This is a genomic window from Selenomonas sp. FC4001 (genome assembly GCF_000701565.1).
In the GTDB taxonomy this organism is placed as follows: Bacteria; Bacillota; Negativicutes; order Selenomonadales; family Selenomonadaceae; genus Selenomonas_A; species Selenomonas_A ruminantium_B.
The window spans coordinates 116186-139018 of record NZ_JNJF01000010.1 but is presented as its reverse complement, the minus strand read 5'-3'; the positions used below and the strand labels follow the sequence as shown (position 1 = coordinate 139018).

The window sequence follows — 22833 nt, the reverse complement described above, 5'->3', positions numbered from 1 at the left end:
AAACGCAAGGGATTTTAATACTTCGCTGAGTTACGAACATTATTTGCTTGTACTATTCGCCATGGAGAAAATTTTTTCCTTTATATCAGGCAAGAAATTTCCGTAAATCCGCCGCAGATTTACCGCAGACCAATGCGACCTGCAAAAGCAGTCGTGCCTTGCGGGGATTCAGCAAACCGCTGGCAATAAAGCCCGCTTCCTCATAAGACGCTTCGGCCTTCGTCACCATGCCAGAGATACTGCTGCTGGCACGGATGACAACAATCCCCTGCTCCACGGCGGCGGCAAGTTCCGCTTCCACCCGCGCAGGAATGCTGCCATTGCCCATACCGGCATAGACAATGCCTTTTGCTCCCTCATCAGCTACCAGCTTCACCAGGCGGCCATCATCATCACTATGACCGTAGAGCACAGGCACATACGGCAGTTCCTTTTGACTTGTCAATTTTTCGCTGACACTTAAAGCGTTCGGCAGATGATGAAGTTCCGCACCATGATAGAACACCACCACACCATCATTTATCGCACCTATGGCTCCTCCCACAGGCGACTGAAACGTTTCCACGGCAGTCGTGGACATTTTCGTCACCAAACGAGCGCTATGAATTTCATTGTTGAGCACCACAAGCACGCCTCTATCCCGGGCACTATCCGCAGATGCCACCCGCACGGCATCCAAAATATTCAAGGGGCCGTCAGCACTCAGCGCTGTGGCCGGGCGCATAGCGCCTGTGATTACCACGGGCTTATCAGCAAAATGCACCAAGTCCAAAAGATAGGCACTTTCCTCCAGCGTGTCCGTACCATGGGTGATGACAATGCCGTCCACATCGGCACTCAGCATCAGTTCCCGCACCCGCTTAACCAAGCGCAGCTGGCACTCTGCAGTAATGTCCTTGCTGTCAATGGCTGCCAGCTGTTCACCGGTGACCTGAGCCGCGTCCTGCAGTCCCGGCACAGCCGCCAGTAAATCTTCCACGCCTACTGCGCCAGCCTGATAACCGGTGGTTGCCGTGCTGTCCCCGGCCTTGCCGGCAATGGTGCCGCCCATAGCCAGTATATGTATTCTCTTGCCCATAAAAATAGCCCCCTTATGATTCGTATAGCTTCATTATACGGATAATAAGGAGGTCACGCAAATCAGCAGCGCAGAATGACTTCTTCCAAATGTTACTAACTCTGTGGAAATCTGCTTCTGCCTGTGGATAACATCAGCTTTTCATCACAGGTTATCCACAGAATCCACAGGGTTATGCACAAGCTATCTGTGGATAACCCTGTCAAGTCATAATTTTACTTTGACACCAAAAAAGGCGGCCGCTATTTCCCCGTAGCGGCCGCCGTAAATTATTTATTCTTCCATTTTGGCTGTCTGATTCACGCCCATCTGCTCGTAGAGCTTGTTGAAGCGGTTCGTAATCTCAGCCTGTGTGTCTTTGGTAATCTGAGGCATTTCATCCTGCCCCATAGCATCCTTCCAGACGAGACCGGCCTGTTTGAAGCCTTCTTCCACAGCCGCCTGCATCTGCTGGAGTTTTTCGGGGTCACCGCCCGCAATCGCCGTAGCCATATCCATGATGCGGGTAGCTACGCTGTCAACGGAATACGCTCCGCCTTCGCCCACAGCTTCAGCAGCTTCTTCCGGCGTGGTTCCTACTGGCGGCAGGGCAAATTTGTCCGTGCCGAACAGGATACCGTCAAAGTTCAGCTGGCCAATACCTTCATCGAGATAGCCCTGCAGTTTCGCATTCTGCTCGGTGAGGGTCTTAATCATCAGCTGATAACTCTTGTTGATGCCATCCTGCAGTGCATCTACCTGCTCACTGGTGAGCTTGCCCAGCGCCGTAGAGGCCTTCTTGGCTTCGGCAGAAATATCTACCGAGAACGCCTCGCTCGTGGTTGTAGTAGTTTCCTTCGTCGCTTCATTGGTAGTAGTGCTGGTGTTCTTCGTATAACTAGCCTTCACCGCTGCCGAAGTTTGCGACAAAGAAGAAATCATGTTGACATCCATGTTCATCTTCCTCCTTTATCTCTGAACCCCAAAATCAGTTCAAACAAAGATTTCTCCTAATTACATTATCGGTTAAAATCTAGGAAAAAGCAAGGAATTTTTAGACGATTTGGATGGTTTTCAAATTATATTTATTGTATGGTCAGCGAAGAAATTTTTTCAGCAAATCCATCAAGGATATCTGGTCAGCGCTGTGCATCGTTTCCCGAGCCGAATGCATGGCCAGCATGGGCACGCCGATATCCATCGTGCGCAGCGGAACAAGGGCTGATGCAATAGAACCTAACGTGGAGCCGCCACGGCTGTCGCTGCGATTGACGAAATGCTGCCAGGAAATCTTATGTGCTTCGCAAAGGCCCCGCACCACAGCTACGGCTTCCGTATCCCCGGCATAGGACTGGCTGGCTGCCTGTTTCAGCACCACACCGCCACCTAATACCGGCTTGTGGCTGGGGTCGCATTTATCCATGTAGTTTGGATGCAGGGCATGGGCCACATCCACGGACAGCATAAAGCCTGCGGCAATGTCTGCGAGCATTTCTGCCCGCTCCTTGCCCAGCGCCAGATAAATCCGTTCCAATACCTGCAGCAGGACTGCCGAACCAGCCCCCTGCTTGGTCTGACTGCCCACTTCTTCATTGTCAAAGAGGGCAATGAGCCGCAGGCCTGCCAGTTTATCTGTATCCAGTCCCGTCATCCCTTCCAGACAGGCTAGAACTGATGTCAGATTGTCCAAACGGGGTGAGGAAATGAATTCTTCCTGCAGGCCGCAAAGCGTGCCTTCCTCGCAGGGATAAGCCGACAGCTCATAGGAGAGGATATTTGACTTGTCAACTTTCAGCTCTGCCGCCAGCCATTCATGGAAGAATTCTGCCGTCAGTTCCTCGCCGCCCACCGTGGCCAAAGGCAGCATATCTTTCTGCGCGTTGAGCTTGCCCTCGTCATTTACCTCCCGGTCCATATGGATGGCCAGGCTCGGAATGGTCATGAGGGGGCGCGGGAAATTCACCAGCCGTACCTCCGGCTTAAAGGGGTCTTTTGAGCGCAGCGCTACTTCACCTGCCAGCGCCAAAGGTCTGTCCAGCCAGGTGCGCAGCATCATGCCGCCATATTTTTCCACATTGAGGACGCCGTAGCCCTCCTTTGTGATTTCCGGCTGCGGTTTCAGACGAAAACAGGGAAAATCCGTATGGGCCGCCGCCAGACGCAAAGGGCCGGCTTCCTTCCCCAGTGCAAAAGCCAGCAAGGTGGAATCAAAGGCTTTGACATAATAGCACCCGCCTTCCTGCAGCTGCCAGACTTCGCTGAGCTTCAATTCTGTAAAGCCTGCCTTCTGCAATTTCTGTGCCGCTGCCAGCACCGTATGATAAGGCGTGGGCGCCGCCTTGATAAAGTTCAGCAGTTCCTTGATTTCCTTCTTCACGACTCCTCGCTCCCTTCCTCAGCTTCCACAAATTTGCCCAACACATAGAAATTGCCGTGAGCCTTGGCAAAAATCTTGCCCTCTTCGCTTTTGAGCTCGCATTCGCAGGTCATCGTATGGCGCCCATCATGGAGGACTTTCGCCGTGGTGACCACTTTAGCCGTAAGCGGCACCGCATGGAGGAAGTCCGTCGTAAGACTGATGGTAACTACTTTTTTATTGCAGGCCAGGCAGACCGCCCCCATAGCTGTATCAGCCATCGTCATGAGCACACCACCATGGGCAATGCCGTATAGGTTGGTATGTACCTCGTCAATGGGCAGTTCGAGCCGCACTTCACCACTAGGAAGCGGCTGCACCTGAATATGAAGATATTCCACAAAGGGATTATGATGATAAAAGCGCACAATCTGCTGTTGCAATTCCGTAAGTTCCTGACTCATAAAGCACCTCACCTATTCTTTCTTCTGCTCAAATTATACTCCTCCCACTAGGAAAATGCCAATCACCCATGATAAAACTAATACTCACAAGGTTTTTCTCTCCCTTATGACGAATATATAAAAATGTGTTGTTCTATGCAGAAAGAAGGTTTTACGATGCAAACTTATAAAATCGCCGTAATTGCCGGAGATGGCATTGGCCCGGACGTTATTGACGAAGGTAAAAAAGTCCTCGCGGGCATTGCGGAAATGGACGGCAGCTTCAAGGTTGAGTTTACGGATTTTCCCTGGGGCTGTGAATATTATCTGCGGGAAGGCAAAATGATGCCCGAGGACGGACTCTCCATCCTCAAAGGTTTTGACGCCATTTACCTTGGCGCCGTGGGATATCCCGGCGTGCCCGATGATGTTTCCCTGCAGGGCCTGCTCTTAAAAATCCGCAAGGGCTTTGACGAGTACATCAACCTGCGGCCGGTGAAACTCTTAAAAGGTGCTCCCTGCCCCCTCAAAGATGTGAAAGAAGAAGACATCGACATGATTGTCGTGCGGGAAAACAGCGAGGGCGAATACGCCAATGTGGGCAGCCGCCTCTATCCCGGCACGGAGCAGGAAATCGCTTTGCAGACCGGCGTCTTCTCGCGCAAGGGCTGTGAGCGTGTTATCCGCTATGCCTATGAGCTGGCGAAAAAAGAGGGCAAGACCCTGACCAATGTCAGCAAGGCCAATGCCCTTGGTTACTCCATGGTGTTCTGGAATGAAATCTTCGCCGAAATCGGCAAGGAATATCCCGAAGTCGAAACCTCCAGCCTTATGGTCGATGCCGCCAGCATGTTCTTCGTCAAAAATCCTGCCCGCTTCCAGATTGTCGTAACCAGCAATCTCTTCGGCGATATCCTGACGGATTTGGGCGCCGCCATTGCCGGTGGCATGGGTCTGGCCGCCGGTGCCAACCTCAACCCGGAACGCAAATTCCCCAGCATGTTTGAACCCATCCACGGCAGTGCCCCGGATATCGCGGGCAAAGGTCTTGCCAATCCCCTCGCCGCCATCTGGAGCGTCAGTCAGATGCTCGACTTCTTCGGACAGGAAGAATGGGGCAAGAAAGTCATCGATGCCATCGAAACCCTGCTGCAGGAGAAAAAGACTCTCACGCCCGACCTGGGTGGCACAGCCAAAACCGACGAAATCGGCGAAGCCATCTTGGAAATCCTGCAGCGCTAATCCTGCAAGCCTAACACGCGTTACGAACTAACAAAACACACCAGCCTAACCTTCCCGTCGTGGCCGTGATGCTTTGCCAAAGCGAAGCGTTAGGCCGTAAGCGTTAAGAAACAAGTTTTGACCATACGAAAAAATAGCTCTAAAAGCCATTTGTCTGAGCAAAGCGAGTTTATGGCTTTTAGAGCTATTCTATTAAAAGGTCAAAATTTGTTTTAGCTTACGGTCTAAGCGCAGACTGGCAAAGCAGCACGGCCACGCCGGGCAACTTTCCCTGCCGCCAATTAATAGTTTTCCGCATGAATCTCGAAGTAACTCTGCGGATGAGCGCAGGCTGGGCAAATCTGCGGCGCCTTGGTGCCCACGACGATATGACCACAGTTGCGGCATTCCCAAACTTTTACTTCGCTCTTTTGGAATACTTCCTGTGCTTCGACATTCTTCAACAGCGCACGATAGCGCTCCTCATGGTGCTTTTCAATATCGGCCACGAGACGGAACTTGGCAGCCAGTTCCGGGAAGCCTTCTTCCTCGGCGGTCTTCGCAAAGCCGGCATACATATCCGTCCACTCGTAGTTTTCGCCATCAGCGGCATCTTTTAAGTTTACCGTCGTATCGGGCATGCCATCATGGAGTTCCTTGAACCACATCTTGGCATGTTCTTTTTCATTGTCAGCTGTTTTTAAGAATAGGGCAGCAATCTGCTCAAAGCCTTCCTTCTTGGCTTTTGAAGCATAGTAAGTGTACTTGTTACGTGCCTGGCTCTCTCCTGCAAAAGCAGCTTCCAAATTCTTCTCGGTTTGGGTTCCAGCGTATTTACTCATATTACTACCTCCTAAAATATAATTGTCTACACGCTAATATTTTACCATAAGCCAGCCGCCCCTGTAAATGGGACGGCTGGTTTTAATTGGAATCATCATTCTACTTTGAATTTCTGCACTTCATCCTGCAGCATGCTGGCCATCTTCGCCAGCTGTTCGCTGTTGGTATTCATTTCATGAACGGATGCAGACTGCTGCTCGGTGGCCGCCGATACAGTTTCGGAATTAGAAACCACGCTACGGCTCATTTCCTCAATGTCATGGATGGCCGACTGACAGCTGTCAGCACTGTCCGTAGCTTCCTTGGAGGCGCTGGCAATCTGCTGGGAACGGCTGGCGATTTTTTCCACCAGTTCCACAATAGCAGAGAATTCCCGGCCGGTTTCCTCGACACTGTCTTTGGCTGTGGCCAGATTTTCTGTACCTTCGTTCATGCTGTTGACGGCCTGCTGCGTTTCATTCTGAATCTGGCCAATGAGGCTGGCAATCTGACTGGCAGCTTCTTCGGACTGGGCAGCCAGCTTGCGGATTTCATCAGCGACTACAGCAAAGCCACGGCCTGCATCACCGGCACGGGCTGCTTCAATAGCCGCATTGAGGGCTAGCAAATTCGTCTGCTCAGCAATGCCGGAAATAGTATCGGTAATGCGTCCGATGGTATCGGAACGCTCACCCAGACTGTTGACTACGCGGGCCGATTCGCCTACCACTTCCGAGAGGCGGGCCATATCCTTAACGGTGCGGGTAACCACTTGATTACCGTTCTGGGCTTTTTCCGTGGCCTGCTGGGTTTCCACAGCGGCACGGCGGGCATTGTGGGCCATGCCGCCAATGCGTTCCATCAAGGTATCCATGGACTGCGAAGCATCATCGATAGCGGCCAGCTGTTTGTTGGTTGCCCCAGCCACGTCCGTGATGGATTCTGCCACCTGCTGGCTGGCAGCTGCAGACTGGGTGGTCATTTCATTGAGCTGCGCTGCATCGCTGGCCACCTGGTCAGCCGACTCTTTGATGGAGCCCATAAGGTGACGCATATTGCCGCCCAGAACCTTGAGGATTTCCACCATCTGACCGATTTCGTCCTCACGTTCCGTATACTCCGGCTTAACGGGTTCTGCCCGGTAATCCCCATGGGCAAATTTCTGCAGTCTGCCCGTCACGAAGCTGATGGGGTCGCCAAAACTCTGGGCAATCTTTACGCCCAATGCAGCCATGATTGCCGACACTATCACAATGATAATGGCCGAAATCACGATTTTCTTATAGAGAGCTTCCTGATTTTCTTTCATGTATTTTGCGGATTCTGCGTCAATGTAGTCAATCCAGGAGCCAGTACCAACAATCCAGCCATAGGGCTTGAATTCCATAACGTAGTTACGTTTCGGCAGGGGCTGGCTTTCGCCCGGTTTCGGGTAAGAGAAGTTGACAAAACCGCCGCCATCCTTCTGGCCTTCTTTCAGCATGTTTTCCATGTAGGGCACGCCGTTGGGGTCTTTTTCGCCGCGGCGCATTTTGCCTTCAGCACTGCGGTTGCCGGCATGAGCCACGCAGATACCGGTAGTCTTTTCATCGGCAAAGAAATAGCCCTTGCCTTCGTCATAGCGCACGGAGCGCAGAACATCGAGGCAAAGTTCCTTAGCCTGCGCCTCGGTGAATTCTCCGGACTGCTGGCGGGCATAAATGCCGTTTAACGAGGAAACTACCCCTTCTGTCTGCAAGCGCAACTCCCTATCGTAGTGGTCAGCCAATTCCTTGTGGTATTCGGCCACTAACTTGTCGTTGTCTGTGATGGTGACGTATAAAAAATAACATCCCACTGCCATCGTTGCAAAAACACTGACCGCCACGAACAGCGCTGTCAGTTTGCCTTTTACTGACTTCATAAAAAACATAAGTTCTCCCTCCTTAGAATCTTTTTATGCGAATATTGCGTTTTATAGGAATAATTCTACTTGCAAAGGCGGTTTCCTGCCTGCAAGTAAAGTTTTCTTTTGCGATACAATGTTCTTAGTTCGAGATGCAAGGCGCGGCGCATTGCTTTTCTTCGGATGTACTTACTTAAGCATACAAAAAGTTCCCTGCACGAGATTACCCTCTTGCAAGGAACTTCACATTTCATATTAAATCGTAGCTGTGAATGCTAAATAGCAGCAGCCAAGTAACTTGGCGCAGGTGCTTGCTTTTTGGCCATAGCCCGCTGCCGCAGGCTGGCTCCTAAAAGAAAAAATCTAAACACAACGCTGAAAGCCGCGACGTGGTAACCGGAGCAGGTAACTAAATAAACGGCATTACCGAAGGAGCCATTTGCGCGGAAGCCCAAAAGTAAGCACGTGTGCCTGCCTGTATTTAGGGCGCCGGCCAAAAAGTAAGCACCTGCGCCAGTACTCCTCCCCAATTATGCGTTTATCGTCCGAAACCCACTAGCCTTATGCAGCCGGTTCATAATCGCCAGCCCCAATCCTTCCGAGGTCGTCCCCTCCCCCAGCAGAATATCGGCTTCTTTTTCATCAAAACTGCGCAGAGCCTCATAGATATTGGCCGCGATGGCGGGCAGGTTTCCCTGATGGCCGTAATCTGCCATCAGCTCCTGGGGCAAAATCTCCTTCAGTTCTTTAAGCACTTCATGGCTGGCCATGACGCCTACAATATGACCTTCACTCTGCAGGTGTTTGACTTCCCGCTGAAACGCTCGCGCCATACGGGTGGGCATACCCTCAATCAGCGTCAACGGAGCTTTCGGCGCATAATGGGTGTACTTCATCCCCGGTGCCTTGGGCACAGAATCCGCACCCACGAGTGCCGGGTCAATGATGACACTGCCCTCGCCCATTACTTCTTCGAGCATTTCTTTCGTAATGGCACCGGGGCGCAGGATGATGGCCTTGTCCCCCGTGGCATCTACAATGGTGGACTCTACACCGAAATCACAGGCACCGCCATCGAGAACCATGGGAATCTTTCCCTCCATGTCCACCAATACCGACTCCGCTGTGGTCGGACTTGGACGGCCGGAGATATTGGCCGACGGCGCTGCAATGGGCACACCTGCGGCGGCAATCAACGCTCTTGCCACATCATGTTCCGGCATCCTTACACCCACAGTCGCCAAACCTCCGGTAATCCTGTCAGGCACGATGGCCTTGCGGGGCAGAATCAAGGTGATGGGGCCGGGACAGAATGCGGCGATAAGTTTTTCCGCCTTTTCGGGAATCCGTGCGGCAATCTGGTCAATCATGGAGCGATTGGCCACATGGAGAATCAGCGGATTATCCGACGGACGCCCCTTGGCCTGATAAATTTTGGCGCAGGCATCTGCATCAAGGCCATTGGCCCCCAGACCGTACACCGTTTCCGTGGGGAAGGCCACCACTTCGCCACGGCGGATAAGCTCTCCTGCTTCATGGAGAGCTTCCTTCCGGGCTTTGACATTATCTATCTGAATACATTTCGTCTGCATGTTCTTACTTCTTACGCCTCTTTCCAAGCTATCACAACCCGCTCAATACCGGCGTAGTCCTTCAGTATCTCCGTGCGGGTAATCAGGGGATTGGCCTGCGCAAGTTCCGCCACATCCTTCGCCTGATTAATCCCCACTTCAAACGCCATAAAACCGCCAGCCGTCAGCATGGCCGGAGCCTCACTGCAGAGCCGCCGATAAAAATCCAAGCCGTCTTCACCGCCGTCCAGGGCCGTATGCGGCTCACTGAGCTGCACATCCTCCGACAGGCCGGCAATATCGGCTTTGGGAATATAGGGCGGATTGGAGAGAATTGCCGTATAAGTTTTTCCCTGCAACGGTGCGAGCAAATCCCCGGTGAAGAAATGCGCCCTGTCCATAAGCTCGAGGCTGGCCGCATTCTCCTCCGCCACTGCTCTGGCTTGCGGGGAAATATCCACCGTGTCAAGTTCCGCATCTTTTACAAAGTGCAGGACGCTAAGCCCCACTGCTCCGGTACCGGTGCCGATATCGGCAATATGAGGATTTTCGCCGCCCAGCTGACGCAAGCGTTCCACGGCCCCCTGCACGAGAATTTCCGTATCGGGGCGGGGCACGAGCGTATCCTTGGTGACCTTAAAGGTCAGCCCCATGAATTCCTTTTCTCCTAAGATATAGGCCACAGGCACATGGTTTACACGCTGCTTTATCATCTCCCGAAAGGCGGTGAGTTCGTGCGCCTGCAGGGGTTCATCAAAGTGCACATAGAGGTAAATGCGCTGTTTATGAAGCACATGACCGAGCAGCACCTCTGCGTCCAAGCGGGGATTTTCAATGCCCTTTTGGGCAAAGTAATCTTCCGTCCATTTGAGAATGCGGCCGATTGTCCAAATTTCATTTCCTGCCATTACTTCACCTGTTTCAGCCGTTCCGCCTGGTCAGCGGTAATCAGGGCATTTAAGATTTCGTCAAGGTCACCGGCGAGAATTGCGTCGATACGGTGCAAAGTCAGGCCGATGCGATGGTCGGTCACCCGCCCCTGCGGGAAGTTATAGGTGCGGATGCGCTCACTTCTATCGCCGCTGCCCACCTGATTCTTGCGGTCAGCTGAGATGTTATCCATCTGCTCCTGCTGGGCCTTGTCGAGGAGTCTTGCCCGCAGCACCTTCATGGCCTTGTCCTTGTTCTTGAGCTGGGAGCGCTCGTCCTGACACTGCACCACAATCCCCGTGGGAATATGGGTAATGCGGATGGCACTTTCCGTACGGTTGACATGCTGACCGCCCGCACCAGACGCGCAGTAAAGGTCGATATGCAAATCCTTGGGGTCGATAGCCACATCCACATCTTCTGCTTCCGGCAGTACCGCTACAGTGACTGCCGAGGTATGAATGCGCCCGCCGGATTCGGTTGCCGGCACACGCTGTACGCGATGGGTGCCGCTTTCGTATTTGAGCTTGCTATAAGCACCGAAGCCCGTGACCATGAAGGAAATTTCCTTATAGCCGCCAAGCTCCGTGGGGCTGGCATCGATGATTTCCATCTTCCAGCCCTGCTTCTCCACATAACGGCCATACATGCGGAACAGGTCACCGGCAAAGAGCGCCGCTTCCTCACCGCCGACACCGCCGCGGATTTCCACGATGACGTTCTTGTCGTCATTGGGGTCTTTGGGCAACAACAGGATGGGCAGTTCTGCGTCGAGCGCTTCCTTCTGCACCTTCAATTCTGCAAGTTCCTCTTCCACAAACTTGCGCATCTCATCATCCAGAGATTCAGCGAACATGGCCTTGGCATCTTCAATGCCCTTGACCACATCCTTGTACTCCCGGAATTTTTCCACGATGGGCGTCAGGCTGGCATGTTCCTTGCTGTACTTCTGCCAGCGGCTCATATCTGCAATCACATCCGGGTCGCTGATCAGCGATTCCAGTTCCAAAAATTTATCTTCAACGGCTTGGAGTTTTTCCAGCACTTATTTCACCTCAAAATCATTCTGTAACGGCGGCAGCTGTGGGAACACTCTCCTCAACCACAGCTTCGCTGCTTTCCTTGTGAATATAATCCGGCGTCCCTTCCAGGATTTCCTCCTCCGGCAAAACCGCTTTCAAGGACTCAATGGCCACTTCCACCATATCGTCCTCAGGGGGACGGGTCGTGAGATACTGAAGCCAAAGCCCCGGACGGATGGCCGTCTGGATGAAGCTGTTCTTACTGCGCCCGGCCAAACGGATAATCTCATAGGAAATCCCCGCCACCACCGGCAGCAGCAGGATGCGGCTTAAAATGCGCTCCCAAAGAGAGGGCCAGCCTAAGAAAGCAAATACAAAGATGGACACCAGCATCACAATCAGCAAAAAGTTGGTGCCGCAGCGAGGATGGAGTCGGGGGAATTTCTGTACGTTTTCCACCGTCAGCGGTAGCCCCGCTTCATAACAAAAAATCGTCTTGTGCTCCGCCCCATGATACTGGAACACCCGGCGAATATCCTTCAGCCGCGAAATGCCCCAAATATAAATGAGGAAAATCACTAGCCGCAAGACACCTTCCAGCAGGTTCAGCACCACCGGGTCCTCCGTGGCACCATGAATGAGCTTGGCCGCTCCCGTGGGGATGGCAATAAAGAGCACACTTGCCAGCACCAACGCAAAGACAATGGTGCCTGCCATTTCCTTGTCGGAAAGCTGCTCGTCCTCTTCTCCGGCCATCTTAGCCGAATAGGACAGGGATTTCATGCCAATGACCAATGACTCAATCAAAGACACCGTGCCCCGCAGAAAGGGCTTTTTCAAAATGGGAAATCTATCGCTAATGGAATTTACGGGCTTGGTCTCGACCTGGATTTTTCCTTGCGGATCGCGCACAGCCGTTGCCGTGAGTTTCGGTCCCCGCATCATCACGCCTTCAATAACAGCCTGACCGCCTACCATTAATTTCTTATCACTCAAGGTCTTTCCTCCTAACGTACACTTGGAAACACCGAATATTCAATATTTGTGCTGATACTAAATAAAGCAGAGCAATATGCTCTGCTTTACCATAACGTGTCTTACTTCTTGGCGTAACGCTTGTTGAACTTTTCGATACGACCGCCTGCCTGTACGTCACGCTGACGACCCGTGAAGAACGGATGGCACTTGGAGCAAACATCGACGCGCAGTTCCTGCTGCGTGGAACCAGTGGTGAACGTGTTACCGCAACCGCAAGTTACCTTTGCTTCGAAGTATTCCGGATGAATACCCTGTTTCATAAATTACACCTCGCTTTCACCCCAACTAAAACTGGGAATTGATACAAGCAAGCTATGCGCGAGCTTGGTTTAGACCTAGCTTACCTTTTGGGGCAAAGCCAGTCAAAATGACTTGGAACCAGACGTCAGTACGTCCAGTACCAAAACAGTATAGCACAGGAAATCTTACGATGCAAGGAATGAAGCAATATTTTTCTTGAAAAAATTTCCTTCTTATAAGATAATGAAGTAATGACACAATTTGTTTATTACGAGTTCATATAGAGAAAGGAAAGCATTTTATCATGGCTAATCAAACTATGCAGCATCAGTGCAGTTTCTGCAAACGGATTATCAACGTCCGCGACCAGTACGATCTGCCGATCTATGACCCCAACACCGGCTTTGCCATCTGCCGCAACTGCATCAAGGAAGTCAACCATTTTCTGGAAGAACATGATGCCGCTCAGGTACAGGATGAAAAGCAGGTATTCGCCGGCGAACTGGACGATATCCTCAATAAGAACAAGCCCCATATCATCAAACAGTACCTCGATGAATACATCATCAATCAGGACCGCGCCAAGAAGATTCTCTCCGTGGCCGTTTACAACCATTACAAACGTATGAAGTACGGTTATCAAAATGATGACGGCACGGAAATCGAAAAATCCAACGTCATCATGCTCGGCCCCTCCGGCTGCGGCAAGACGGCGCTTCTTTCTCACCTGTCCAAGCTGCTGGACATTCCCTTTGCCGTAACGGACGCTTCCAGCCTCACGGAAGCCGGCTTCGTTGGCGCTGACGTAGAAGTCGCCGTGCGCAATCTCTACTACGCCGCCGACAAAGACGTAGAAAAAGCCGAACATGGCATCATCTACCTCGACGAATTCGATAAAATTGCCCGCAAGTCCGGCGCCAACAACTCCATCACCGCCGACCCGGGCCATGAAGGCGTACAGCAGGCCCTCTTAAAGATGCTCGAAGGCAGCGTGGTGGAATTCACCTCCCGCGGCCAGCGCAAGCATCCCGAAGCTCCCACCATCAAAGTGGATACGAAAAACATCCTCTTTATCGTGGGCGGTGCCTTCGTCGGCATTGACGATGTGATTGCCAAGCGCCTCTCCAAGACCAGCTCCATCGGCTTTGGCGCAGAGATTCAGGGCAAGGATGACAAGCCCAAATTCGATGAGCTCATCCACAAGGTTCGCCCTGAGGACCTCATGCAGTACGGCATCATCCCCGAAATCATCGGCCGCCTGCCCGTAATCTGCACCCTCGAAACCCTCGATGAAGATGCCCTCTTGCGCATCCTCACCGAACCCAAGAACGCCCCGGTCAAGCAGTACGAAAAACTCCTGGCCATGGATAACGTGGACCTGGAATTCCAGGAAGATGCCCTGCGTGCCGTAGCCCGCAAAGCCATCGAACGCAAGACCGGCGCCCGTTCGCTCAAGGGAATTATCGAAGACATCATGCTCGATGTCATGTTCGATATCCCCAAATCCAACGAACCACGCAAAGTCATCATCACCAAAGCCTGCATCGAAGAAGGTGCCGCACCGGAAGTGGTGAAGAAATAAACAGGAAAGCCCGCTCGCCATTTGACGAACGGGCTTTTTATATAGGCTTAAATATCCATCGAAGTAATCTTCTCCGCTTTCATAAAAGCGGAGATTTTTTGTACGCCGCGCATGACCTCGTTATAGTTCTCCGGGGTCAAGGATTGTGGGCCATCAGACAGGGCCTTGGCCGGGTTCGGGTGGACTTCCATCATCAGGCCGTCAGCACCGGCGGCGATAGCGGCAAAGGCCATGGGCTTCACCATTCTCCATTTGCCTGTGCCATGGCTCGGGTCAACGATAATCGGCAGATGGGACAGGTGCTTCACCGCCGCCACCGCACTCAAATCGAGTGTATTGCGCGTGTAGGTTTCGTAAGTGCGGATACCGCGTTCACAGAGCACCACATTGGGGTTGCCTGCGTTCATAATGTATTCGGCAGCATTGAGCCATTCGTCAATCGTTGCCGCCAGACCGCGCTTTAAGAGTACCGGCTTGCCGCACTTGCCCACTTCCTTGAGCAGGCCAAAGTTCTGCATATTGCGCGCGCCAATCTGCAGCATATCCGCATACTCCACGACCCGCTCAATGGCTTCGACCGTGGTAACTTCCGTCACCACACGCAGGCCCGTACGCTCGCGAGCTTCGGCCAGATACTTCAGACCTTCCACTTCCAGACCTTGGAACGCATAAGGGGAAGTACGCGGCTTATAGGCACCGCCGCGCAGGAATTGAGCGCCAGCCTTTTTCACGATTTCTGCTGCTTCAAAGAGCTGTTCCTTTGATTCCACTGCGCAGGGTCCTGCCATAACTACCGGCGTACCGTCACCGATTTTTACGCCAGCAACATCGATGACACTGTTCTGGGGATGAAATTCACGGCTGGCCAGTTTGTAGCTCTTGGAAATCTCCACGCTCTTTTCTACACCGTCCAAAGCGTCAATGGGCACCGAAGCCAGCCGCGTCTTATCGCCGATAACGCCGACAATCTTCTGCTGACTGCCTTCCATCACCTTGGCCTGCAGACCTGCCCCCTCAATAACTGCAATGACTTCCTTGATGTTTTCCTCCGTAGCATCCACATTCATAATAATAACCATAATTCCATCCCCTTCTATAATAAGTGATTAATTAACCGTAAGCACAGGGAAAGTCCCCAAATTTCGCAGCCAAATACTTTTCTTCTCCACCGCAGAGAGCGCCTCTTCAAGCTGCGGAGAATCGCTGTACTCCAAATCGAAAAAGAATATATATGCGCCAAGTTCCGTTCTGGCAGGGCGCGACTCGATACGGGTCATATTGATGCCCCGCTGGGCAAACTCCTTCAAGACCTCAAAGAGCGCGCCGGCCTTCTGACCGTCAATCTGGCAGATGACCAATACTTTTTCCTTGGGCAAAAAGCTCAAAGCCTGTCGCCCCACCTGGAAAAAGCGGGTGCAGTTGGCGGCACTATCCTGAATCTCTGTGGCAATGGGCACAAGTCCCAAAAGTTCTCCGGCTCTGGCCGTGGCAATGGCGGCACTGCCAGAGTCGGCGGGAGCTTCGGCCACAATCTCCGCCGCCCGCGCAGTGCTGGCCACTTTGATAAGCTCGGCCTGCGGGTAATGCTGCAGCAAAAAGTCCCGGCACTGAGAAATGGGCTGGGCGTGAGAATAAATCCTCTTAATCTCACCCCGGCGCCGCGCTAACAACTGATTATGGACAGGCCAGATAAGTTCCCGCCAAACCGTCAGCCCCTCACTGCGCGCCAACGTATCCAGCGTGATATTGATGGCGCCCTCCAAAGAATTTTCGACCGGCACCAGCGCCGAATCCACCTCGCCATTTTCCACAGCCTGCAGGCAGTCAAAAATATCGGCAAACAGCACCAATTTATAATCCTCACCCGTCTGACGCTTCAAATACACCGCCGCCGCCTCACTATGGGTTCCCGCCGGCCCCAGCACGCCCAAACTCATCGCCATAAACACGCCTCCAGAATCTCAACAATTGACAATATCATAGCATAACAGGAATAAATTAACAAGCATTTCCATAAAAAGTTACAATCAGTATATTGTAAATAAACATTTATACTAAAATAATACAATACAAAAAAGCAGCTAAAAAAGTCAACTGTTTGAGCACAGCGAGTTTTGACTTTTTTTAGCTGCCTAAAAGGAAAAAATGATTTCAGCCGCAGAGCGAAGCAATGGCGCAATAGCTATCCCGCCCCGCCAAGTACCGCGAATATCAATCACTCAAATCCTGTTTCAATTTTAATAAGTCCGGACACAAATCCCCAATGGAACTAGCCAAATCATCCTTCGGCTGCAAAATATCGAGCACCGGCTGCATGGTCTTGCGGAATTTTTCATCATCCTGCATAAGCACCAATATCGCACTGGTATTGATGGCATCTGCGAGCGCCGTGTGTTGAGTGCCCTCAAACTGATGGTCCATGGCCCCCAAAGCATGTTTCAGCGCCAGATTATTATGAAGCCCCAACCGGTCATCAAATACCTGCTGCAAGTCCACCCAGCGGCTGTCCAGCCACTTCACATCAAAATCCGGCAGTTTGAAGCGGCATTCCTTTTTGAGCTGTTTGATATCGGACATGCTCCAGGAGTAAATCTGCGTTTCCTCCTCGCCAATCCAATCCACAAACCGCTGAAACGCCTCGGCATAATGAGCTTTGCCATCCACCATTTCCTGCTTGATACCCGTGAGATTCGTGATATGCTTCTTTATCTTGCCATACTCCGGCTCCACATAACACTGGAACTCGGCTTCCTGTTGGAAATTCTCATCCAGCCGTACCGCGCCGAACTCGATAACCTCCTCTTTCATCTGCCGCTTGACTTCACGGAACTCCCGGTCTACGGGATTCATTTCCAAATCTATGACAACGTACTTCATTAAAACTCCCTGCGCTTTCCTTTTTCGTTAACTATATTATTCTACCGAAAAGCGCTATTTCCTTCAATACATTTTGCTTACAGGCCGCACAAAAAACATACCAACTGCGCTGCGCCCTCGTCATCATCAATATCATACTGGCGCAGAGAAGTCTCCCCATGCTCGCCGCTGCTGAAAATGGCCACGGTATCTTCATCCACAATGACCTCGCCAAGCCCTCGCCACAGGGAAATCTTGGGGATGGTTCCATGACTGCGGCTCTCGATAATGACCAAATCCACATCCGTCAGCCGCCCAGCAATCTCCATAAGACTGGCCCGCTGCTCCGTTTTTTGCTGGATAAAATACCCTTCCGGCGAAACCACCGCCACACCATCAGCACCTGCCTGCTTGAAACGGTAACTGTCCTTGCCTTCCTCGTCCACATCATAGCCGTGGCAGTCCCCCTTCACCACGCCGACCCGCAGGCCGCGCTCCTTGAGCTTAGGGATAAGACGCTCGATAAAAGTGGTCTTGCCGGTATTGGACTTAGGCGCTGAAACCGTCACCAAGGGAACCTGTCTTTTTTCATTAACCAACCGTCCCTGCACCAGCCGAAAATCTGACGGCCTGTTCACATTGAAAAACGCATCATTATCCCCTAATTCCACCAGCTTATGCGGAACACTATCAATCACCTGACCGATTTTATAATCGCCACGCTGCAATGCCGCCTCCACTGTGGGGAGCAAATCCCGATGATAAAGTCCCGCCAAAGGCTGCCGTCTGCCGTTCACCACCGGGATAATGGCCATTTCTCCTCGGGCTTCTGCGAGCAGCGGCCTGATAACCTCATAGCGGAACAACGGCATATCGCAGGACAAAGCCAGTGCATACTCTGCTTGCAAATGCGCCAGCCCCGCACGCAGGCCTTCCAACGGCCCTGCCCCCTGCCGTTTATCAGCCACCAGCGTAAGTCCATACCACTTTGCCAGCTCGAATAGTCCTTCTGCCTGATGACATTCTCCGCACAGATACGCTTCCGCAAAAGACAGCTGCGCCGTTTTTTGCAAAGTCAATTCCAACAAAGAGCAGTTATCCACCGTGAGAAATCGCTTATCCTTCCCCATGCGGGAACTTTTGCCCCCGGCAATAATCATTACGCCAATATCTGCAAAATCCATATTGTTACCTGCCGCCTTATTGATGTTTATGCTCGTGTCTTGCACACTCGCTATCTTCCCCCCGCAGAATGTCGATACCGTGTTTAAGCGGGGGCAGGATAAAGTCCAGGCATTCTTCCACGGCTTTTTTGCTGCCGGGGAGGTTGACGATTAAACTACGGCGGCAGATGCCGGCCTGCGCACGGCTCAGCATAGCCCGGTCCGTTATCTTCAGCGACAGGGCACGCATGGCCTCGGGAATACCGGGAGCCAGACGCTCGCACACAGCGAGCGTAGCCTCGGGGGTAATATCCCTAAGGGAAAAGCCCGTACCACCGGTGGTGGCGATAAGCGCTATACCTTTGGCCGCCAGTTCCCGCATTTTATGTTCCAGCTGCGCCTGCTCGTCGGGAAGGATTGCTTTTTCGACCACCGTATAGCCGTTAGCCGTTAGAATTTCTGCCACCTTCGCGCCGCTTTCATCCACACGTTCACCACGGCTGCCCTTGTCGCTAGCCGTGATGACAGCCGCTTCCAAGGGCATTTTCTCGCCGGACTGCACCAATTCCAGCTCATCCCCCACTTTGACTTCACCACCATGGAGCACCCGGCCGAAGATTCCCTCCCGGGGCATAATGCAATCTCCTACCTGCTGGCGAATGGCACAGCCCTTGTGACATTCCTTGCCAATCTGGGTGATTTCAAACCAGACTTCCCCGGCTCTGAGGCGGGTGCCAACTGGCAGTTCCTTGAAGCGGAAACCTTCAGCCACGATATTTTCCCCGAAGGCGCCGAACTCCACCTTGACGCCTAACTTGCGGAAATCCTCTATCTCCTGCAAACCGAGGAAGCTGACCTGACGGTGCCATTTTCCCGCATGGGCATCGCCTTTAATACCCCATTCCGTTTCAAAGACAACTTTATCCACCTGCGTCTTAAGTGTACCTTTTTTCTCGCTGGTACACAGTGCATGAATCTTACCCATCAATTAGCCTCCCACTTGATACATGGCGCGGCTGTCCCGCGCGGTATTGAAATGATCCGTAAATAAATGTTCTGCTGGTTTGCGGTAGATGGCCTGCCGCAAAGCCAGCTTCAAGTTCTCATCACTGATGCCGCTTCGAAGGAGTTGCCGCAAGTCCAACCCATTTTTCTGGTTCAGGCAGAGCTTCAAAAAGCCCTCGGCGGTGAGCCGCACCCGATTGCAGCTGCTGCAGAACTTATGCTCCATGGCATCGATAAAGCCCACCTGCCCGGCAAAGCCTGCGACCTTATAGTATTCCGCAGGCCCCTGCAGACGGTCAACCTTCTTCCCCACAGGGTGCAAAGGCCCATAGGCTTTTTCCAGCCGCTCCTGCACCTCATCCATAGGCACGCCGCGATAACCGACTTCGTAAGCACAGCCAATGGGCATGAGCTCAATAAAGCGCACCTTCACAGGATAATCCCGCGCCAGTGCCGCCAATGCGGGAATTTCCGCATCATTGACTTCATAGATGGGCACGCAGTTAAACTTGATATTCGTGAGTCCCAAAGACATTACCTTTTCCAAGCCAGCCTGCACCCGCGCAAAAAGGGGACGGCGGGTAATCTCTACAAAGGTGTCCGGATTCAAAGTATCCAAACTGATATTCAGCCCGGTAAGTCCTGCCTTTATCAAGTCTTGTCCCAGTTCCGGCAGCAGCACGCCGTTGGTGGTCAGCACCACCTGTTCAATGCCGGGCACCTGCCGGATATCATGAATCAGCTCCGTGATATTGCGCCGCACCAAAGGCTCCCCGCCGGTCAGGCGCACCTTTTTTACGCCCAATGCGGAAAGCCCCCGCACAATGCGCAGGATTTCCGCAAAGGTCAGAATATCCTCGTGCCGCATCTTGCTCACGCCCTCTTCCGGCATACAGTAGCGGCAACGCAGATTGCAGCGGTCGGTCAGCGAAATGCGCACGTATTCAATTTTTCTCTCGTATTGGTCTTGCATAAAATCCAATCCTTTATTTCACGCGATACAAGCGGACGATGTCCACTTCCGTCTCCTTGGCCAGTTTCCCCGTACCGGCGGGAATGTCCACAAAGGCATTGCAACCCACCACGGAAAAGAGGCTCCCAGACGCGTGTTGTTCCGGCAGACGCACCTTGCCGTTTTCGTAATAAGCACGGATAAAGCGCCGCCCCTTGCTTGCCTTGGGGAATTCATCCGTGAGCACCGCTTGGGCGCGTTCCGGCAAAATCTTTTCATTGCCGCTGATTTTGGAAAGCACCGGCACCGCAATGAGTTCAAAGGTGGCATAAGCCGCAAAGGGATTTCCCGACAGGGCAATGCCCAACGTATCGCCCATGGTATAAGCAAGCGCCGGCCCGCCGGGCTTCATGGACACACGCCAGAACAAACGCTGGCCTACCTTTTCCACCACGCCGTGCATAATATCCTTTTTGCCCACGGAAACGCCGCCAGTGGTCAGGAACACATCCACTCTGTCCTTGTACCCGGCGATAACCTTGGCCGCCTCCTCCACATCATCCGGCAGAATACCCACAATCTCCGGGGAAAAGCCCAGTTCCTGCAGACGACTGGCCAATAGATACAAATTGCTGTTATAAATCTTGCCGGGTGCGAGGGGCTGACCGGGCTGCAAGAGTTCGTCACCGGTACTGGCAATGGCAATGCGCACATTCCCCAGCACCTTCACCGTGGCAAAGCCCATACTTGCCAATACGCCAATATGGGCCGCCGTCAGTTTTGTGCCCTTTTTCGCCAGCTTCGTGCCCTTGCGGATGTCTTCCCCGGCATAGCAGTAGTTGGTATATGGCGCAATGCTGAACGGTACGGTGAGTTTATCCCCCGCAGCGGTCACATCCTCCTGCCGCACCACGCAGTTACAGCCCTTTGGAATAGCCCCGCCGGTCATAATGCGCAGGGCGGAACCTTCTGGCACCGCCTTGTCAAAGAAATCTCCGGCACATTCCTCGCCGATAATCTTAAAGACCTCGGGATTATCCGCGCTATGCCCTGCCGTGCTCTCCGCCGCAAAGGTATAGCCATCCAACGGGGAACGGTCAAACGGCGGATTGTCAAAGCCAGCCTCATAATCCTCTGCCAGAATCCGTCCCAACGCCTGCAGCAAAGGCACTTCTGCCACCGCCGATACCCTATGGCAATGCTCTTTCAGTAATGCCACGGCTTTTTCCAACGATAAATCCTGCATCTTTATTCCCCCTTAATGCTGGAATCCGCAGACGGGATAATGGCAGACCTTGCAGTTCATGCAAAGTCCCCCAATGCCGAAATGGCGGATTTCCCTGCGCGTTATTTTTTCCCCGGTAATCACGCGGGGCAGAATCAAATCAAAAATCGTGCGGCCTGCGTACATGACACAGCCCGGCAATCCCATAACGGGAATCTCGCGGCCATTCTTTTGTACATAGCCCAACAGGAACATGGCGCCGGGCAAAGTCGGTGCTCCATAGGTCACAATCTCCGCGCCCGCATCCCGAATGGCAGCAGGCGTGCGGTCGTCCGGGTCAACGCTCATGCCGCCGGTGCAGATAACCATGTCCATGCCCAAGTCAATGAGGTCTTCGATATGTTTCTGCGTGTGCTCTGCCACATCATCTGACAGACGATGCTCATTGATGGTCAGACCAAAGGCTTTTAATTTGCTCGCAATCACCGGCGTAAAGGTATCTTCAATGCGTCCCAAGAAAACTTCCGTGCCGGTGGTGACCACACCGACTTTGAGATTTTGCCGGTAAGGGCGCAGGCGCAAAAGCGGCTCACTGCCTGCTACTTTCTTAACCTGCTCCATTTTATCCTTCTTGATGACCAGCGGAATCACCCGCATGCCCGCCAGCTTCTGCCCAGCTTTCACCGGCATATTCTGGGGCAGCGTGGCGATAGTCACATCATCCAGCTCATTGACCTCATCAAATCTTGATTCATCCACCTGAAAGACGCCATCCACCAGAGCCGTAAGTTCAATCTTGCCCTCTTTGGGGTCAGAAGCTGTCATATATTCGTTCTGACAAAGCTGCCGCAGAATTTCCGCCGCATCATTTTCATGCAGCATGGTTTCGTCATTTTCCCAGACAAAGATATGGTCCTTGCCCATGGACAGCAGCACCGGCACATCCTCTTCTTTTATCACATGGCCCTTGCGGAACCGGGCGTCCTTGGTTACGCCCTTGATAATCTGAGTCAAATCATGGCAGAGAATCTGCCCCACCGCATCCTCGGTACGCATTTCCTTCATCGTATACGCTCTCCCATCAAAAAAGACTATCCTCTCCATACGAAAAGGATAGTCCTCGCCTGATGCCAGATACTAAAATGGATACCCCTTTTCAAAATGGAAGGTCCTGCCGTTTCCCGCAGGGCCCCGGCGCAATATCATAGCCGCAGGCCTTAGATATTTTTGCTCGGAGTTTTATTTGTTTGCTCTTATTGGATATTATACACTATTTTATGAAATTGTGCTTGTGATTTTTGTTACATTCTTGTATACATAACTTTACACCTTGACATGTCAAATTTTCCATTTTATAATGACCTCATAAGCAAACAGGACAACGATGTCCCCAAGTGTCAGGTACCGGACGCTTGGGGATTTTTGCGTTCATTGCGTTTGGGGACAAAGGCGTCCGTAGTGCAAG

Annotated in this window: 21 protein-coding genes and 1 riboswitch; of the genes, 2 read left to right on the top strand and 19 right to left on the bottom strand. The window is 52.4% G+C overall.

Annotated elements, in window-relative coordinates:
- Positions 1-85 precede the first annotated feature (85 nt).
- From T320_RS05010 to T320_RS04995, 4 genes are all read right to left on the bottom strand, one after another.
- Positions 86-1078 (bottom strand): asparaginase, encoded by a 993-nt coding sequence (locus T320_RS05010; RefSeq protein ID WP_037353574.1) that lies wholly within the window; start codon positions 1076-1078, stop codon positions 86-88.
- Between the two features lie 273 nt (positions 1079-1351).
- On the bottom strand, positions 1352-2011 hold the full coding sequence (locus T320_RS05005; RefSeq protein ID WP_051598486.1) for a hypothetical protein: 660 nt from the start codon (positions 2009-2011) through the stop codon (positions 1352-1354).
- 142 nt (positions 2012-2153) lie between these two features.
- Complete coding sequence (locus T320_RS05000) at positions 2154-3434, bottom strand: M18 family aminopeptidase (RefSeq protein WP_037353571.1); 1281 nt, start codon at positions 3432-3434, stop codon at positions 2154-2156.
- Positions 3431-3877 (bottom strand): PaaI family thioesterase, encoded by a 447-nt coding sequence (locus tag T320_RS04995; protein WP_026759897.1) that lies wholly within the window; start codon positions 3875-3877, stop codon positions 3431-3433. Before T320_RS04995 ends, T320_RS05000 begins: the two co-directional genes overlap by 4 nt.
- A 156-nt stretch (positions 3878-4033) precedes the next feature.
- Between T320_RS04995 and T320_RS04990 the strand changes: the two genes are divergently transcribed.
- A complete protein-coding gene (locus T320_RS04990; RefSeq protein ID WP_037353570.1) occupies positions 4034-5098 on the top strand; it encodes a tartrate dehydrogenase in 1065 nt (354 codons plus the stop codon).
- Positions 5099-5379: 281 nt separating this feature from the next.
- Here T320_RS04990 and rbr read toward each other — a convergent pair whose 3' ends face one another.
- The 7 genes from rbr to rpmE form a co-directional block, all read right to left on the bottom strand.
- The gene (gene rbr, locus T320_RS04985) at positions 5380-5919 is read right to left on the bottom strand and encodes a rubrerythrin (protein WP_026759895.1); all 540 of its coding nucleotides are present in this window, start codon (positions 5917-5919) and stop codon (positions 5380-5382) included.
- Positions 5920-6014: 95 nt separating this feature from the next.
- Positions 6015-7811, bottom strand: coding sequence for a methyl-accepting chemotaxis protein (locus tag T320_RS04980; RefSeq protein ID WP_051608599.1), 1797 nt, complete (start codon positions 7809-7811; stop codon positions 6015-6017).
- A gap of 503 nt (positions 7812-8314) precedes the next feature.
- Complete coding sequence (locus tag T320_RS04975) at positions 8315-9376, bottom strand: L-threonylcarbamoyladenylate synthase (RefSeq protein ID WP_037353568.1); 1062 nt, start codon at positions 9374-9376, stop codon at positions 8315-8317.
- Between the two features lie 11 nt (positions 9377-9387).
- Positions 9388-10263 (bottom strand): peptide chain release factor N(5)-glutamine methyltransferase, encoded by an 876-nt coding sequence (gene prmC, locus T320_RS04970; RefSeq protein ID WP_037353566.1) that lies wholly within the window; start codon positions 10261-10263, stop codon positions 9388-9390.
- The gene (gene prfA / locus T320_RS04965; protein WP_037353565.1) at positions 10263-11330 is read right to left on the bottom strand and encodes a peptide chain release factor 1; all 1068 of its coding nucleotides are present in this window, start codon (positions 11328-11330) and stop codon (positions 10263-10265) included. Before prfA ends, prmC begins: the two co-directional genes overlap by 1 nt.
- 16 nt (positions 11331-11346) lie before the next feature.
- A complete protein-coding gene (locus T320_RS04960) occupies positions 11347-12285 on the bottom strand; it encodes a DUF1385 domain-containing protein (protein ID WP_037353629.1) in 939 nt (312 codons plus the stop codon).
- A gap of 119 nt (positions 12286-12404) precedes the next feature.
- Positions 12405-12605, bottom strand: coding sequence for a 50S ribosomal protein L31 (gene rpmE / locus T320_RS04955; RefSeq protein ID WP_026759891.1), 201 nt, complete (start codon positions 12603-12605; stop codon positions 12405-12407).
- Between the two features lie 284 nt (positions 12606-12889).
- Here rpmE and clpX point away from each other — a divergent pair, with 284 nt between their 5' ends.
- The gene (clpX, locus tag T320_RS04950; protein WP_026759890.1) at positions 12890-14167 is read left to right on the top strand and encodes an ATP-dependent Clp protease ATP-binding subunit ClpX; all 1278 of its coding nucleotides are present in this window, start codon (positions 12890-12892) and stop codon (positions 14165-14167) included.
- A gap of 47 nt (positions 14168-14214) precedes the next feature.
- On the opposite strand, the gene aroF is transcribed toward clpX, so the two are convergent.
- The 8 genes from aroF to T320_RS04910 form a co-directional block, all read right to left on the bottom strand.
- A complete protein-coding gene (aroF, locus tag T320_RS04945; protein ID WP_037353563.1) occupies positions 14215-15246 on the bottom strand; it encodes a 3-deoxy-7-phosphoheptulonate synthase in 1032 nt (343 codons plus the stop codon).
- A gap of 27 nt (positions 15247-15273) precedes the next feature.
- The gene (pheA, locus tag T320_RS04940; RefSeq protein WP_037353561.1) at positions 15274-16110 is read right to left on the bottom strand and encodes a prephenate dehydratase; all 837 of its coding nucleotides are present in this window, start codon (positions 16108-16110) and stop codon (positions 15274-15276) included.
- A 268-nt stretch (positions 16111-16378) separates the two neighbouring features.
- Positions 16379-17044, bottom strand: coding sequence for a 3'-5' exonuclease (locus T320_RS04935; RefSeq protein ID WP_037353560.1), 666 nt, complete (start codon positions 17042-17044; stop codon positions 16379-16381).
- 77 nt (positions 17045-17121) lie between these two features.
- Entirely contained in the window at positions 17122-18252 is a 1131-nt protein-coding gene (gene mobB, locus T320_RS04930) for a molybdopterin-guanine dinucleotide biosynthesis protein B (RefSeq protein WP_231465848.1), read from the bottom strand.
- A complete protein-coding gene (locus T320_RS04925) occupies positions 18224-19171 on the bottom strand; it encodes an MOSC domain-containing protein (protein WP_037353553.1) in 948 nt (315 codons plus the stop codon). Before T320_RS04925 ends, mobB begins: the two co-directional genes overlap by 29 nt.
- Positions 19172-19174: 3 nt before the next feature.
- A complete protein-coding gene (gene moaA / locus T320_RS04920; RefSeq protein ID WP_037353551.1) occupies positions 19175-20164 on the bottom strand; it encodes a GTP 3',8-cyclase MoaA in 990 nt (329 codons plus the stop codon).
- Positions 20165-20177: 13 nt separating this feature from the next.
- Positions 20178-21389, bottom strand: coding sequence for a molybdopterin molybdotransferase MoeA (locus T320_RS04915; protein ID WP_037353548.1), 1212 nt, complete (start codon positions 21387-21389; stop codon positions 20178-20180).
- 12 nt (positions 21390-21401) lie between these two features.
- Positions 21402-22433 (bottom strand): molybdopterin-binding protein, encoded by a 1032-nt coding sequence (locus T320_RS04910; protein WP_037353547.1) that lies wholly within the window; start codon positions 22431-22433, stop codon positions 21402-21404.
- A gap of 68 nt (positions 22434-22501) precedes the next feature.
- Positions 22502-22617, bottom strand: a riboswitch (molybdenum cofactor riboswitch).
- Positions 22618-22833: the final 216 nt, after the last annotated feature.

Coding starts and splice junctions, on each gene's coding strand:
- T320_RS05010 (WP_037353574.1), bottom strand. CDS start 1,078: ATGGGCAAGAGAATACATATACTGGCTATGGGCGGCACCATTGCCGGC.
- T320_RS05005 (WP_051598486.1), bottom strand. CDS start 2,011: ATGGATGTCAACATGATTTCTTCTTTGTCGCAAACTTCGGCAGCGGTG.
- T320_RS04995 (WP_026759897.1), bottom strand. CDS start 3,877: ATGAGTCAGGAACTTACGGAATTGCAACAGCAGATTGTGCGCTTTTAT.
- T320_RS04990 (WP_037353570.1), top strand. CDS start 4,034: ATGCAAACTTATAAAATCGCCGTAATTGCCGGAGATGGCATTGGCCCG.
- rbr (WP_026759895.1), bottom strand. CDS start 5,919: ATGAGTAAATACGCTGGAACCCAAACCGAGAAGAATTTGGAAGCTGCT.
- T320_RS04980 (WP_051608599.1), bottom strand. CDS start 7,811: ATGTTTTTTATGAAGTCAGTAAAAGGCAAACTGACAGCGCTGTTCGTG.
- T320_RS04975 (WP_037353568.1), bottom strand. CDS start 9,376: ATGCAGACGAAATGTATTCAGATAGATAATGTCAAAGCCCGGAAGGAA.
- prmC (WP_037353566.1), bottom strand. CDS start 10,263: ATGGCAGGAAATGAAATTTGGACAATCGGCCGCATTCTCAAATGGACG.
- T320_RS04960 (WP_037353629.1), bottom strand. CDS start 12,285: ATGGTAGGCGGTCAGGCTGTTATTGAAGGCGTGATGATGCGGGGACCG.
- rpmE (WP_026759891.1), bottom strand. CDS start 12,605: ATGAAACAGGGTATTCATCCGGAATACTTCGAAGCAAAGGTAACTTGC.
- clpX (WP_026759890.1), top strand. CDS start 12,890: ATGGCTAATCAAACTATGCAGCATCAGTGCAGTTTCTGCAAACGGATT.
- aroF (WP_037353563.1), bottom strand. CDS start 15,246: ATGGTTATTATTATGAATGTGGATGCTACGGAGGAAAACATCAAGGAA.
- pheA (WP_037353561.1), bottom strand. CDS start 16,110: ATGGCGATGAGTTTGGGCGTGCTGGGGCCGGCGGGAACCCATAGTGAG.
- T320_RS04935 (WP_037353560.1), bottom strand. CDS start 17,044: ATGAAGTACGTTGTCATAGATTTGGAAATGAATCCCGTAGACCGGGAG.
- T320_RS04925 (WP_037353553.1), bottom strand. CDS start 19,171: ATGGGTAAGATTCATGCACTGTGTACCAGCGAGAAAAAAGGTACACTT.
- moaA (WP_037353551.1), bottom strand. CDS start 20,164: ATGCAAGACCAATACGAGAGAAAAATTGAATACGTGCGCATTTCGCTG.
- T320_RS04915 (WP_037353548.1), bottom strand. CDS start 21,389: ATGCAGGATTTATCGTTGGAAAAAGCCGTGGCATTACTGAAAGAGCAT.
- T320_RS04910 (WP_037353547.1), bottom strand. CDS start 22,433: ATGAAGGAAATGCGTACCGAGGATGCGGTGGGGCAGATTCTCTGCCAT.